Origin of the sequence: Synechococcus sp. ROS8604 (assembly GCF_014279655.1) — a bacterium.
Classification (GTDB): Bacteria; Cyanobacteriota; Cyanobacteriia; order PCC-6307; family Cyanobiaceae; genus Synechococcus_C.
In genome coordinates, this window is sequence record NZ_CP047946.1 from 1,676,082 (window position 1) to 1,690,595 (window position 14,514).

General features: G+C 54.5%; 12 protein-coding genes. 4 read left to right on the plus strand and 8 right to left on the minus strand.

Going from position 1 to position 14,514, the window contains the following annotated elements; genetic code table 11:
• Positions 1-706 precede the first annotated feature (706 nt).
• From ruvA to SynROS8604_RS08840, 3 genes are read left to right on the plus strand one after another with little or no spacing between them, the layout of a single operon-like run.
• Entirely contained in the window at positions 707-1,366 is a 660-nt protein-coding gene (gene ruvA / locus SynROS8604_RS08830; protein ID WP_186543700.1) for a Holliday junction branch migration protein RuvA, read from the plus strand.
• A gap of 56 nt (positions 1,367-1,422) precedes the next feature.
• Entirely contained in the window at positions 1,423-1,692 is a 270-nt protein-coding gene (gene rpsO / locus SynROS8604_RS08835; protein ID WP_006852884.1) for a 30S ribosomal protein S15, read from the plus strand.
• Between the two features lie 28 nt (positions 1,693-1,720).
• A complete protein-coding gene (locus SynROS8604_RS08840; protein WP_186543701.1) occupies positions 1,721-2,137 on the plus strand; it encodes a PAM68 family protein in 417 nt (138 codons plus the stop codon).
• 9 nt (positions 2,138-2,146) lie between these two features.
• On the opposite strand, the gene SynROS8604_RS08845 is transcribed toward SynROS8604_RS08840, so the two are convergent.
• From SynROS8604_RS08845 to trpD, 8 genes are all read right to left on the minus strand, one after another.
• A complete protein-coding gene (locus tag SynROS8604_RS08845) occupies positions 2,147-5,668 on the minus strand; it encodes a DNA polymerase III subunit alpha (RefSeq protein ID WP_186543702.1) in 3,522 nt (1,173 codons plus the stop codon).
• A gap of 87 nt (positions 5,669-5,755) precedes the next feature.
• Positions 5,756-7,219: an Asp-tRNA(Asn)/Glu-tRNA(Gln) amidotransferase subunit GatA gene (gene gatA, locus SynROS8604_RS08850; protein WP_186543703.1), complete on the minus strand. Its 1,464-nt coding sequence runs from the start codon at positions 7,217-7,219 to the stop codon at positions 5,756-5,758.
• 43 nt (positions 7,220-7,262) lie between these two features.
• Positions 7,263-7,508, minus strand: coding sequence for a DUF1816 domain-containing protein (locus tag SynROS8604_RS08855; RefSeq protein WP_186543704.1), 246 nt, complete (start codon positions 7,506-7,508; stop codon positions 7,263-7,265).
• A 55-nt stretch (positions 7,509-7,563) separates the two neighbouring features.
• A complete protein-coding gene (gene rlmB, locus SynROS8604_RS08860; RefSeq protein ID WP_186543705.1) occupies positions 7,564-9,441 on the minus strand; it encodes a 23S rRNA (guanosine(2251)-2'-O)-methyltransferase RlmB in 1,878 nt (625 codons plus the stop codon).
• 11 nt (positions 9,442-9,452) lie between these two features.
• Positions 9,453-9,860 carry a Mini-ribonuclease 3 gene (locus SynROS8604_RS08865; RefSeq protein ID WP_186543706.1) on the minus strand — a complete coding sequence of 136 codons (408 nt, stop codon included), beginning with the start codon at positions 9,858-9,860 and terminating at the stop codon, positions 9,453-9,455.
• Positions 9,857-10,231, minus strand: coding sequence for an STAS domain-containing protein (locus tag SynROS8604_RS08870; protein WP_186543707.1), 375 nt, complete (start codon positions 10,229-10,231; stop codon positions 9,857-9,859). The genes SynROS8604_RS08865 and SynROS8604_RS08870 overlap by 4 nt, the downstream gene beginning before the upstream one ends.
• A 67-nt stretch (positions 10,232-10,298) precedes the next feature.
• A complete protein-coding gene (carA, locus tag SynROS8604_RS08875) occupies positions 10,299-11,438 on the minus strand; it encodes a glutamine-hydrolyzing carbamoyl-phosphate synthase small subunit (RefSeq protein ID WP_186543708.1) in 1,140 nt (379 codons plus the stop codon).
• Between the two features lie 30 nt (positions 11,439-11,468).
• Complete coding sequence (trpD, locus tag SynROS8604_RS08880; RefSeq protein ID WP_186543709.1) at positions 11,469-12,515, minus strand: anthranilate phosphoribosyltransferase; 1,047 nt, start codon at positions 12,513-12,515, stop codon at positions 11,469-11,471.
• Positions 12,516-12,724: 209 nt separating this feature from the next.
• Here trpD and SynROS8604_RS08885 point away from each other — a divergent pair, with 209 nt between their 5' ends.
• Positions 12,725-14,476 carry an ABC transporter ATP-binding protein gene (locus SynROS8604_RS08885; protein WP_186543710.1) on the plus strand — a complete coding sequence of 584 codons (1,752 nt, stop codon included), beginning with the start codon at positions 12,725-12,727 and terminating at the stop codon, positions 14,474-14,476.
• The last annotated feature ends 38 nt before the right edge of the window (positions 14,477-14,514 follow it).

Here is a 14,514-nt window from a genome sequence, read left to right on the forward strand (position 1 = left end):
GATTCGTGAGTTGCTTCTTCCCATTAGCCAGCCGATGAAAGCTTTGGCCAAAAGAAAACCCCGCCAAAGGCAGGGTTTCTCGACTTCTTAACAGGCGTGTTGCCTTGTTTCCACTCCGCGAAGAAGTCCTCCTCACACCGACATGGTGAATGAAGAAGAGCAGCGTGCAAGACACGTCTTGTCACTTGTTGGATTGCCACAAAGCCTGAGCCTTGACCTATAAAGAACGTGTCAACTCCTGACAAAGGATTGACTCCTCACACCCCCCAAAGAAGGCATCAAACACCTTCTTTTTTTATGCGGTGAGCATCCATCTCTTGAGCCCTTGCCGCCGTAGGCCAGGCCCGCATGGCTTGAAAACTCCAAAAGAGTGCTCTTCGCGAGCAAAGCCCCACAGACATCGAAACAAACAAGTCTCTACGTGTCAGTTAGTTGACTGAGTGGGACCTTCTTCATAAAGATGGACACGGCCATCTCCTCACAAGATTTGGCTCCTCACACCCCCCAAAGAAGGCTTCATCGCCTTCTTTTTTTTTGCCAGTCATTGCAACGAGGCGCCCCCCTGTGTGCTCTTGCAATCCATCATTGGCGCGCCGCGATCAAGCACGGTCGCTTCCTCAAGCTCAAGACGGGTGGTTGACTTGTCAGATGACTGTCCCCAGGTCATGCCCACAGAAGCCTCGATGGGGCCATTGAAAGAACTCGCATGATCGGCTGGCTACAAGGAGAATGCATCGAACACTGGAGTCAGGGCGGACGTCAGGGATTGGTTATTGCCTGCGCAGGTGTGGGCTATGAGGTTCAACTGGCTTCGAGGTACCTACAACCTCTCTCCGCAGGGACAACTTGCACCGTCTGGATTCATCAGGTGCAAAGGGACGATGGCTCGAGCTTGTTTGGCTTCCCAGATCGCAGAGAAAGAGATCTGTTTCGCGTTCTGATCAGCGTGAATGGGGTCGGTCCTCAAGTGGGGCTGGCGTTGTTGGAGAGCTGCAGCGCTGCCGAGTTGATTGAAGCGATCATCGATGGAGACCTGCGACGCCTCACCCAAGCGCAGGGCGTAGGCAAACGCACAGCAGAACGCCTTGCGGTGGAACTTCGCGATCGGCTGGGTGCATGGAGTGCAAATCAAGACAATGATCGTTCCGACCTCTCCCTTGTGGACAGAAGTGATCTCAAATCGCTGCCGATTGATCCCGACCCCCTGCAGGACTTACAGCTCACCCTCAGCACACTCGGATATGAGGATTTAGAGATCCGCAGCGCGATGCGCGCTGTGACCAATGGAGAAGACGTCCCGGCATCGGATGACGGGGATGGGTGGTTACGCGCAAGCCTGCGTTGGTTGAACCGCCCTTCGTCGTAATCGTGACCATGAAGAGGTAAATTAGTTGTTTGCACAAATAGGGCCGGACGCTTCGCATGTCGCTCGATACAACGGAAAAGCAGCAACTCATCAACAGCCACCAAACCCACGCCACCGACACCGGATCGGCAGAAGTTCAGGTCGCCATGCTGAGCGAGCGCATCTCGAAGCTCAGCAGCCATCTTCAGCAAAACATCCACGATTATTCGTCCCGCCAGGGGCTGCTCAAGATGATTGGTCGTCGCAAGCGTCTGCTTGGCTACGTCCGAGGCAAGAGTGAGCAGCGCTATAGCGATCTCATTTCTAAGCTTGGAATCCGCGGCTAAGCAAGCTGCACAGGATTTCACGGACCTCATGGCTGATCGACGCAACTCTCTGCCCTTCGAGCCGCGCCGGTCAGCAGAAGGATCGAAAGCACAATCCAAATCCAAACGGTCTGCCTCTCAATCAGGAAGCAGTCAACCCATTCCCAAGTCTGTTGCCAACCGAATGGCACGACGCGTGGCGATCGCCACAGGCATCCCTTCAATCATGGGAATGGGTGTTTTCGTTGGAAGTTATTTCCTGGTCTCACGTCAGATCATGGAAGTTCCTCCTGGGATCACCTTGCTGGCCTCTGGTGGTTTCTTTTTGTTGGGACTAGGGGGTCTCAGCTATGGCGTTTTATCAGCCAGTTGGGAACCGAATGCAGGGACCTTGCTGGGACTCGAGCACATCAAGCCCAACATCCAGAGAATGCGCGAATCCATTCGTGCTCAAAAACAGACCTAAATCAACGCTTTAATTCAGAAGAGGTTCGCTGCATGTCACGTTGAAGGACTTCTCTTGAAGATGAAGAGCAGCTTCAGAGGCATCGCGAACACAAAATTGTGGTCCAAGACGCACATAGCGAACCGTATTTCCCTGGCGCACTGCGGCAACAACCGGGACTCTGACGCCTAACTGTTCCTGATCTGGGCGGTAGGCCTGAAGGCATTCGCGCAATTTGTGTTGAACAGCCACATCGCTGGCCTGTTCTGGATCAAGTTCCACCATCAGTAAACGCAGATCATCAATCGCTCGACAGTCATCCACGATCAATTGGACCCGCTCGTCGCGGCGATCCACGGCGGCCCAAACCAACAAACGAGCCTCAGCCATCAGGTGATCAGCCAAACGGGCATAGCATTTAGGGAAGACCACCGCTTCACAGGATCCAGTGAGGTCTTCCAAGGTCAACACCGCCATTCGATCCCCTTTGCGAGTGGTGACCTGACGCATCTCACTCACCATCGCAATCGCACTGACCTTGGCTTTGTCGGCTTGTTCTTCCAAACTGCCGAGGCCGATAGGAGCCAAAAGTTTCGCCGGAGCAGTGAGCTGTTTTAACGGGTGATCGGAGAGATAGAAACCAACAAGGTCCTTCTCAAGCCTGAGCTTTTCAGTGGGGTGGTAATCCTTCACCGGAGGAGCCTTGGGCGCCAAGCTGAGGTCAGTTCCTGCCTCATCAGCGCCCTCACTGGACGCTGCCATCAAATCAAACAAGTTGCCCTGTCCGCTGGCGCGATCTTTGGCCCTGGACGTAGCCCAATCAAGAAGAAGGTCTAAATCAGCCATCAGTTGAGCCCGATTCGCCTCGGGCTCAAGAGCATCCATCGCTCCGCAATGGATCAGCGACTCCATACTTCTGCGATTAAGCACCGCAGAGGGAAGACGATCACAGAGATCAGCAAGGGATTGGAATGGCCCCTCTGATTCCCTAGAGCCAATCACGGCGCGAATCGCGCCATCACCAAGATTGCGAACAGCTGACAACCCAAACAGGATGCGATCACCCTTAGGAGTGAAATCAATCCCAGATGCATTGATATCTGGAGGCATCACTTCGATGCCCATTGCGTTGCAATTGGAGATGTAGCGTTGAACTTTGTCGCTGGCTCCAGCATTCACTGTGAGCAAGGCGGCCATGTAAGCCACCGGATAATGCGCTTTTAGATACGCAGTTTGATAAGTAACAGCTCCGTAGGCCGTGGAGTGGCTTTTATTAAAACAGTATTCAGCAAAGAGAACCATTTGGTCAAAGAGTTCGTCAGCGATTTTCTTATCCACACCACGATCGGAAGCGCCTTGCACAAAGATTCCACGATGTTTCTGCATTTCCGACACCTTTTTCTTACCCATGGCGCGACGGAGTAAATCCGCTTCTCCCAATGAATACCCAGCCATATCCTGAGCAATTTTCATAATTTGCTCTTGATAAACCATGATCCCGTAGGTTTCTTGAAGGATCGGCTCAATCGAGTGATGCGCGAAATCAATCACCTCACGACCATGCTTGCGATTAATAAATTTTGGAATCAGTCCTGCATCTAAAGGACCAGGACGATAAAGAGCCAAAATCGAGGAAATATCCTCTAAAGATGAGGGCTTGAGATCGCGAACGATTTGACGCATCCCCGTTGATTCCAGCTGAAAAATGCCTTCTAAGTCGCCACGAGCAAGCAAGGCATACGTTTCAGGATCTTCAAGAGGAAGCTTATCCGGATCAACTCTTTCTCCAATCGTGGTAGCAACAAGCTCCAGAGTTTTGTCAATCATCGTGAGATTTTTCAGACCCAGGAAGTCCATCTTCAGAAGCCCCATCGACTCCACATCTTCCATGAAGTATTGAGTAATAACCTGTCCATCATTATTTCTCTGAAGGGGAACAAGTTCATCTAGAGGATCCGCTGCAATCACAACTCCAGCAGCATGCACTCCGTAGGTTTTATTCGTCCCTTCAATGCGCATCGCCATGTCGACCCAACGCTTAACGACAGGATCTTTCTTGTACTTTTCGCGAAATTCAGGATTGGGAGATTCCTCACCGATCATGGCTGCCAATTTTGCTGGTTTGCCGCGTACGACCGGAATCAACTTTGCAAGTCGGTCAGCATCGCCATAGGGAATATCAAGAACCCTTGCCACATCTTTTAGAACCGCCTTGGACGTCATGCGGTTAAAAGTAATGATCTGAGCCACCTTGTCTTCGCCATAACGGCGGGTGACATAGTCAATCACTTCTCCCCGACGTTCGATACAGAAGTCGGTGTCAATATCAGGCATCGACTTCCGTTCTGGATTCAGGAATCGCTCAAACAACAGGCCATTCTTCACGGGATCGATATTGGTAATTCCTAGCGCATAGGCCACCAATGACCCCGCCGCTGATCCACGCCCCGGTCCAACGGGAATTCCCTGCTCTCGTGCAAAGCGGATGTAATCCCACACCACAAGGAAATAGGTGGGGAATCCCATCTGTTCCATGATCTTTAATTCATGGGAAAGACGATCTCCATAGATCGGATCAATGGCTGTTTCGGAATCAATCTCCAATCGGTTGCGTAAACCCTGCTCCGTCACTTCATGGAGATAACTCACAGGAGTGTGTGGCTCTGGGATTGGGAAACGCGGCATCTGATACCGGCCAAGGATGTCGTAATCCTCAACTTTTTCTGCAACTTGTACAGTATTGCCAATTGCTTCCAACACCACATCTGGCTCAAGATGGTCAGCAAAGAGCCGTGACATCTCCTCTTCACTTTTAAGATATTCAGTGCCGGTGTAACGCAACCTTTTAACATCACTAATCAGCTTGCCGGTGAGAACACACAGCAAAGCGTCATGCGCTTCTACATCGTTGCGCGTGAGGTAATGAGCATCGTTGGTAGCGATCAAACGAATTCCAAGTTCCTTGGCAATCTGAACAATGCCTACATTGACGATGCGATCTTCAGGTGAGCCGTGGTCTTGAATTTCCAGGAAAAAATTATCGCCAAAGACGTCCTGATACCAACGGGCCACATCACGGGCTACATCCAGACGATCACGCATAATCGCCTGAGGAATTTCACCACCAAGGCAAGCGGTGGCAACGATTAAACCTTCGCCATATTGCTTCAGCAATTGTTTATCAACACAGGCACGGGAAAAGATTCCTCGCCCTCGCATTCCACGCAGGTGGCTGATGCTGGTGAGCTTCACCAAGTTGCGATAACCAGTGGCATTCTTCGCCAGCACCACGAGGTGATATCGGCGCTCCTTCTTAGGTTGAGGGTCATCAATGGAACCGTTGATGACGTACATCTCATTGCCGATAATTGGCTTGATGCCCGCTCCTTTGCACAACTTGAGCAGCTCTACGGCTCCGTACATCACTCCGTGATCCGTGAGTGCCAGTGCCGGCATCCCTAACTCTTTGGCACGTTCAACCATCTGAGGAAGCTGCGAGGCCCCGTCCAAAAGGCTGTAATCGCTGTGGTTGTGAAGGGGAACAAATGCCATACCCCTAGCGTAAACGCATGCGCAAGATATGGGGGCATCACCCCCTGCACGCACCACATGCAGGGGGTGATGCCCCTTTGCTATGGATCAAGCAGGGATCAAGCTGCCCTCGGGGCGTCGGGCCATCACATCTGCACTCTGCTCGTACTGGTGGGCCACTTGGAGAAGCAAAGGTTCCTCGAGCACATTGCCAATCAGTTGAACCCCGATCGGCAGCCCCTCGCTGTCGAATCCACAAGGCACGTTGATGGCCGGTAGACCCGCCAAATTGGCAGGAATCGTCAGTAGATCCGCTAGGTACATCGCCAAGGGATCATCTGCATGGGCACCAGCGGCAAAGGCTGTGGACGGAGCCGTGGGGGTTAACAACACATCCACGGAGGCAAAGGCCGTCTCGAAGTCCCGACGGATCAAGGTACGAACCTGCTGGGCCTTGCGGTAGTAAGCGTCCACATACCCAGCGGAAAGGGCATAGGTACCAATCAAGATGCGCCGTTGCACTTCACTACCAAAGCCTTCGGCTCGGCTTTGCGCCGTCATCGCAGCAAGGCTGGAGGCATCCTCAGCTCGGAAGCCGTATTTCACGCCGTCGTAGCGAGCCAAATTGGCCGAGGCTTCGGATGGGGCGATGACGTAATACGTGGCGATGCCGTCGTTAAAGCGAGGGCAGCTCACATCCACGAGCTCGGCTCCTAGAGACTGCAAGAGGTCGGAGGCGGCAAGCACCGACGCTTTGACCTGCGGGTCGAGTCCTTCCTGGTCAAAGCACTCGCGCACCACTCCGATACGAAGCCCACTCACGGAGCGTCCTAGACGATCGCGGTAATTGGGCACAGGAGCCTTGAGGCAGGTGGAGTCTCGAGGATCTTCCCCAGCGATCGCTTGCAGCAGTTCAGCTGCATCCGAGACGGATGTCGCAAAGGGACCCACTTGGTCAAGCGAGCTGGCAAAGGCCACCAGCCCATAACGACTCACACGACCATAGGTGGGTTTTAAACCCACCACGCCACAGAAGGATGCTGGCTGTCGGATGGATCCACCTGTATCGGACCCCAGGGAGGCCATGCATTCGCCTGCGGCAACGGCTGCTGCACTTCCCCCAGAACTCCCTCCAGGCACGTGGCCCGTATTCCAAGGATTGGCGGTTGGTCCAAAGGCGGATGTTTCGGTTGAGCCGCCCATGGCGAACTCATCCAGATTGGTCTTTCCGATCAGAACCGCTCCTGAACGCCAGAGGCGATCAGTCACGGTGGATTCATAGGGCGGGACAAAGAACTCCAGCATCCGGCTGGAGCAGGTTGTGCGAATTCCTTTTGTACAGAGGTTGTCCTTGATGGCGATTGGCACACCCGCTAAAGGAGGCAGGTCCTCTCCTGCCGCCCGCGCTTCATCCAAGCGATCCGCATCAGCGCGAGCTCGATCGGCTGTGACCTCCAAAAAGGCATGGACACTTGGATCAACTGCCTCGATTCGGGCCAGATGATGATCAGTTAGCTCCCTGGCGGAGACTTCACCGCGTTCAAGTTGCTGACGCCACTCGGCAATCGCCATCGACAGGATTTGGGTTCCAACAGCGACGCTATCAGCCGCAGGATCAGCCTTGAACGTTGATTGTTAGCGGTTCCGATCTACGGCAACGCAGAACCGAATGATCGATTGACGAAGGTGCTTCTGAAGAAAGGTCATCGAGAAAGGCTGGGAGCACTTGCTCGAGACCATTCTTGGTGACAAAGGGACCGAACCAATAGGTGACATCAGGCCCATGGGTCTGGACACGAGCCCACCATGCAAAGCCGAGGCCATTGGCGAGACTGCGCAGGGGCCTGATCAAGGGGCTCATGGAAGAGCTGTCGAGGTAAACGTATTTTGCCCCGGTTCAAGACATTTGCTCGAAATTAGAGATCAATACTCACTGCAAAAGCATCAGCTCCTGACATTTCGGACTCATGCCCTAAATCGAGATTGACCACGGAACCCTCTTTACCCTCCTCAGAAGACTGCTCTGAAGACTGCTCTGAAGACTGCTCAGACAGCTGATCTGAGATCTGGACAGAGGTTTGTTGAGATGCAGGTTGTTGAGAAGTTGGTTGTTGAGAAGCCGGTTGTTCTGGGGACGGATCCGAGATGGGGGCGTCGCCGGGCTCTGCGCTGGCAGGGGCCGTTGCAAGAGCGGATCCAGCCAATTGGGGCCGGGTGATTCGTGGAGATGGGTTCTGTCCCTTGAGACCCTTCATCCAGCCGCGCCGAGCCACCTCATACACACAAAGGGCTGTGGCAACAGATGCATTCAGGCTGGGGGTGACGCCTCGCAAGGGAATGCGGATCAACTGATCGCAATGACGACGCGTCAACATCGACAGCCCTTGCCCTTCAGAGCCGGTCACAATCACCAGCGGGCCATCCAGATCCACCTCCTCAAGGGTGAGGTCACCTTCCTCAGCCAAGCCGATCACCCGATAACCAGAGGATTTCAGGGTTTCAAGGGATCGATTGAGATTGACGACCCGAGCAACGGGTAAGTGCTCAAGGGCACCGGCAGCAACCTTGGCGACAGACCCTGTCAAGCCAGCACTTCTTCGCTGAGGGAGGACCACGCCATGCGCTCCGAGCGCTTCAGCTGAACGCACAATGGCGCCCAAATTATGGGGATCGGTCAGACCATCGAGGGCTAACAACAACGGGGCCTCGTCCAAGGCGCTGCATCCCTTCACCAAATCCCCGAGGTCGAAGGTTTCAGCTGCGGCCGTTTGCAAAACAATGCCCTGATGCACAGCGCCACCGGTGAGCTGGCCAAGCCTGGCCCAGGTGACCTCCTCCACCAACACTCCGGACGATTTGGCATCTCTGAGCAGCTGAAGGAATTTCGAAGCACTGCGCAGCTCAGAGGTGCACCAAATGCGATGAATGGGCCTGCCTGCCTCTAGCGCCGCCTGAGTGGCATGACGCCCCCAGAGCAAATCATCGGCCACTGCCTCTGGGGCATGAGGACTGGACTCCCCACGGGGCTTGTCATCCAAACGTGGGGAAAATCTTTTACCGCCACTCCCACCCTGACCACTCCCAGCCTGGCCACGACGCTCAGCAAAACGTGCTCGACGCTCGCCGTAAGAACGGTCAGAGGAGCGACGATCAAAAGACGGACGGCGATCCGTTGAGCCCGAATCCTTGAAGCGACGATTGGAAAAACGCTGATCGCTGAAAGAGCCTTCAAGCGGACGACTGTCAGAAAACTGGTCTGAGGAGGAGCGATCCGTCAACGACCGATCCCCGCTAGGACGATCAGAGGAACGATCGAAGGAAGTGCGGCGGTCACTGGCGCTTGAATCTTTAAAGCGACGCTCTGAAAAACGATTTCCTGAAGAGCGCCCCTCAGAGGAGCGACCCTCAGACGAGCGACGCTCGAAGGAAGGCCGGCGATCAGGGGATCCCGAATCCCCAAACCGACGCTCTGAAAAACGGCGATCGGAAGACTGTCTGTCAGAAGGCTTTCGGTCGGAAAACTGTCGGTCCGAGGGTCTTCGATCTGAGGAGCGGCGATCAAAAGCCGGTCGACGGTCCTTTCCATACGCGTCGCCAGAACGACGTTCGGAGAAGCGCCGATCCGAGGGGCGACGGTCACTGGAACGTCGCTCGCTGTTTCCGTTTTCAAGACGTCCCCCCCAGCTGTCATCGCGACGGATGGGTGGTGATCCATCACGAAACGGACGTCGACCGCGTGAACCTGAGCCGCTGCCAGAGCCAGAGGGGGGGCGGCGATCGGATCGTGAGCTCATAGCAGGGGTGGTTATGACAGGGCGGTGTCGGTCTCCTCAAGTCGATCCAAGAGCTGCGCAAGCCGCGCCGGATTCTGCAAAAAGAGCCAGCCAATCATTGTCTCAAATCCCGTTGCTCTGCCATACACGCCGGCATCAGCTCGCTTGGGTCCACGGCCAGCCCGATTGCGTCCACGCCTTACATAATCGCGTTCCTGATCTGTTAAAAACGGATCCAGCTTCTCTAATGCGGCCGCCTGAGCATCAGCCCTGACGAGAGAAACGACCGCTTGGTGAAGATCCTGAGATCGTCCTGGAGTTTTGCAAAACCTCAGTCTTTGATGCAATTCCCAAACAGCATCTCCAAGCCAAGCAAGCTGTAACGATCCAAGATCACGCTCAGGCTCTTGTGGCAACTGAGAACGAATCCAGTCACTCAAGTTGCCAATTGGCTAACAGCCTTATCGAGATCTTCCGATAGGTGGAGAAACTCCTCAAGTTTCACCAATTTGACGGTTTGAACAACGCGGGCATTGCCAACAATCGCAAAGCGTCGCTTGGAGTCTTTGCATTGTTTGGCAAATTGCACAAGAACACCCACGCCAGACGAGTCAAGAAAATCAATTTTGATGAGATCAATCACGGCCGGTGACTTATTCGGTTTCAAAACATCAGTCACGTAGGTCAGAAACTGACTCTCGGAATAGGCATCAAGCTGACCGGTGAAATGAAACACCACACAGCCACCCTTTTGCTCGAAGCCACCCCGAAGCGAAACGGTTAATCGCTGCAGTTCAGTAATGGGACTCATCCCCCGAAATTCTGTTGGACAAAATTCTAGGGAGATTGGCTGCTTCTCACCACGATCTGATCAAGATTCAACGGCAATCTGCCATCAAGCCCGTAAAGCGGGCGAAATGATGATCTGCATCATGGGGGCCTGGACTTGCTTCAGGGTGATATTGAACGCCAAACACCGGTTGATTCCGATGGGCAAATGCCGCCACTGTGCGGTCGTTCAAGTTGAAATGAGTCACCTCTACTTTGTCCTCGGGCAATGAACCAGCGTCAAGAGCAAAGCCATGGTTTTGGCTTGTAATTTCCACCTGACCCGTGCTGCCACAGGGATGATTAAGGCCTCGATGGCCATAGGCCAACTTGAACGTTGTGCCCCCGAGGGCCAACCCCAGAATTTGATGCCCCAAACAGATCCCAAACATCGGCAGCTGCCGATGTTCCAGCAAACGTTGGGCCAGCGTGATGCCTGATTGCACAGCCGCTGGATCACCAGGACCGTTGGAGAGGAAAACACCTTCCGGCTCTTGAGAGAGCACGGTATCGAGGTCTGTATTTGCGGGCAAAACAGTTAGGTCACAGCCGTGGCTAACCAATCGATCAAGAATGGCTCGCTTAATCCCGAAATCGATAGCGACAACCCGATAAGGACGCTCAGGGCGCGTTTGAAACCGTTGGTCAAAAGCAACGCTGCAGGACTTGGTCCAGCGGTACGCGGTTGGGGTGGTCACCTGATCAGCCAGGTTGAGCCCTTCCATCGAGGGGGCTTGCTTGAGATCCTCTAAAAGCTCAAGAGGCGGGCGACCGTCGCTGCTGATCACACCATTCATGGGGCCCAATTCGCGCAGATGCCTCACCAGAGCACGGGTATCCACACCATGAATTCCGATCACACCGTTTTGCTCTAGCCATTCAGGAAGAGACTGTTTGCTCCGCCAATTGCTCGCCTGAGGAGCCATCTGCCTCACGATCAATCCACGGGCATGAGGCTGATCCGCCTCTTGATCATCTGGATTAACACCGGTATTTCCGATTTCTGGGTACGTAAAAGTGATGAGCTGACCGGAATAACTCGGATCCGTTAGGACCTCTTGGTATCCCGTCATTCCGGTGTTGAACACCACCTCGCCGATCACGCTGCCGCGCCGACCGCAGGCAAAGCCCTCGAGAACCGTGCCGTCCTGCAGGACCAGACGCGCTGTGAATGGGTTAGGAGCGGTCATTAGCAGAAGCGAGTGTCAGCCATGGCCTCCTCATTCTTCCTTGCGACCTTCCAGGGCATCCCGCAGAGACACAAGTCGATGCCACGGCTGACCTTCCCCCAAGCTTGTCAAAGCCTGCTTCACTCCTTCAGACAAATCAGACTGAAGGCCTGCAGCCCAAAGGACCAGCGCGGTGTTCAAGGCAACGGCATCCCGGTGCGCAGCAGGAGCTTCACCCTTCAAGACCGCCTCAAGAATCTGCTGATTGGTCACCAAATCCCCACCCTTTAAGGCCTCCAGGGGCGCAGAGGTCAAGCCAACATCAGAGGCGCTGAGTTGATCGGAACGAATCGTTCCGTTCTCAAGAATGCGTACTTGATTGGCTCCCTCTAGCGAAGCCTCATCCAGCCCTCCCGCGCCATGCACCACCACGGCGCGCTTGAGCCCCAGTTGTTGCAAGGCCTCTGCCATCGGATCCAACAGGTCCGATTTGGCAACACCGAGAACTTGCGCCTCCGGGGTGAGTGGGTTCACCAGAGGGCCGAGCAGATTGAAGACCGTTCGCACCCCCAAACTGCGGCGAAGCGGAGCAAGGTTCACGAGTGCTGGATGCCATGCAGGAGCAAATAGGAACGTCACTCCCGAGGCAGATAAGGCTCCAACCACTGTTTCCAATGGAGCCTTGAGTTGCAATCCCAATCCCTCAAGGACATCGGCGGAGCCGACCTTGCCACTGGCGCTGCGGTTGCCATGTTTGGCGACATTGGCCCCACAGGCCGCCGCTGTGAAGGCAACAGCCGTTGAGATGTTAAAAGTGTTAGCCCCATCTCCACCTGTGCCACAGGTGTCGACCAGAGCAAGGTTTGGTGTCGCGTTTGGAAGCGCACACGCCTTGCGCAAAACATGGGCCATCGCAGCGAGTTCAGTGCCTTGAACGTCGCGTGCGCGCAAAGCTGCAAGAAATGCACCGGTCTGAACGGGCGTGAGCTCTTCCGCCAGCCAAGCCTCCATCAGAGCAGAAGCATCCTCCTTGGACAAAACGTTCCCTCCCAACAACTGCTCAAGGAGTTGGGGCCAGGACGCTGATGCAGTGACCATGAAAGAAACGCGATTGAAGTGTCTGCTCAAAAAAAAACCCGGTATGCAGATGCACGCCGGGCCGGATGATGGGGACATCTCCACTATCACCCACAAACCAGGAATTGACCACATAAAGAAGTAACTATCTATGACTCTCGAAGTCAGCGGTTGCGGACCAACTTTTAACCAAGACGAATGCCTAGGTTGATAGCTGTTCTGCACCAGGCATGGCCGCCTTCCGTCTCGATTTAATCGGTCGCTATCTGCGTCCGCACCGTCGCACGGTTGTGGTGGGAGCCCTAACGCTGGTGGTGGTGAATATTCTCAGCGTCACCATCCCTCTTGAGGTGAGACGGGTCATTGATGACCTGCAAGACGGGTTCGCAATTTCCGACGTGCTCCGTCAAGCCGGCTTCATCGTGTTGCTGGCCACAAGCATGGGGATTGCGCGGCTGATTTCGCGTCAGTTGGTGTTTGGGGTTGGGCGGCAAGTTGAAGTGGAATTGCGCCAAAAGTTATTTGATCAAATGCTGCTGCAGGAACCCGGCTGGGTGCAACAAACCGGCAGCGGCGAAATTATTAGCCGTGCCACAAGCGATGTTGAAAACGTTAGAAGGCTTCTTGGCTTTGCCGTCCTCAGCCTGACCAACACCGTCTTGGCTTACGCCTTCACGCTCCCAGCGATGTTGGCCATTGATCCAGGACTAACCGTGGCAGCGATCGCCTTGTATCCGGTCATGCTCGGATCTGTGCGTTTGTTTGGCGGCCGGATGATGCGCCAACAGCGACGCCAACAGGAAGATTTGTCGGGTCTCAGTGAACTCATTCAAGAAGATCTTTCCGGCATTGCAGCGATCAAGATTTACGGACAAGAGTCTCAGGAACTGGATGCCTTTGGCACACGAAATCAAAATTACCGGGATTCGGCCATTCGATTGGCTCGAACCCGCAGCACGCTTTTTCCACTTTTAGAGGGGATTTCTTCCATCTCCTTGCTGCTCTTGATTGCCCTTGGCAGTGGGCAGTTGGAGCGAGGAGCACTCACCATCGGCAGCTTGGTTGCTCTCATCCTTTACGTCGAACGACTGGTCTTTCCAACGGCCTTATTGGGCTTCACACTCAACACCTTTCAGACGGGTCAGGTCAGCCTTGAACGAGTCGAGGAGCTCCTTTCGCGCCGTCCCCGTGCTGCAGATCCATTGGAGCCTGTCGCTGTTAACGAACAGATGCTGGGCGAATTAGAAGCAAGGAATTTGCATATTCGTTATGACGGAAGCGATCAAGACACCTTGAGAGGGCTCTCATTCCGGATTGCCCCAGGCGAATTGGTGGCGGTTGTGGGTCCTGTTGGTTGCGGAAAAACCACCCTTGCCCGAGCCCTGGGTCGCATGGTGGAAGTCCCGGAAGGACAGCTGTTTTTGGATGGCTGCGATCTCACCCAATTCCGGCTTCAGGACCTCAGAGAGCAAATTGCACTCGTGCCCCAGGAGGGCTACCTGTTTACAAGCAGCCTGGCCGACAACCTTCGCTATGGAGATCCAGAAGCAGGCATGGATCGGGTGGAAGCAGCAGCTGATCAAGCCCGACTTCTGGATGATGTAAAGGGTTTCCCCGATGGTTTTGACACCTTGGTAGGGGAAAGAGGCATCACGCTCAGTGGAGGCCAACGGCAACGGACGGCTCTTGGTAGAGCGTTGTTAATGACCTCACCGTTGCTCGTGCTGGATGACGCTTTAGCCAGCGTTGACAACAACACCGCCGCTGAAATTCTCGCGTCTGTCCGTCGTCAAACGCAACGCACCATTGTGATGATCAGCCACCAGCTGTCGGCAGCGGCGGCTTGCGATCGGATTCTTGTTCTGGAGCAGGGACGCCTCGTCCAGCAAGGTCATCACAACGAACTCATCACGGTGAAGGGCCCCTACCGCAGCCTTTGGGAGCGGGAGCAGGCTGCCGAACGCTTGGATGCTGTGGCTTGAAACATGAAACGCTTATCCATAAAGCCACGACAAATGTG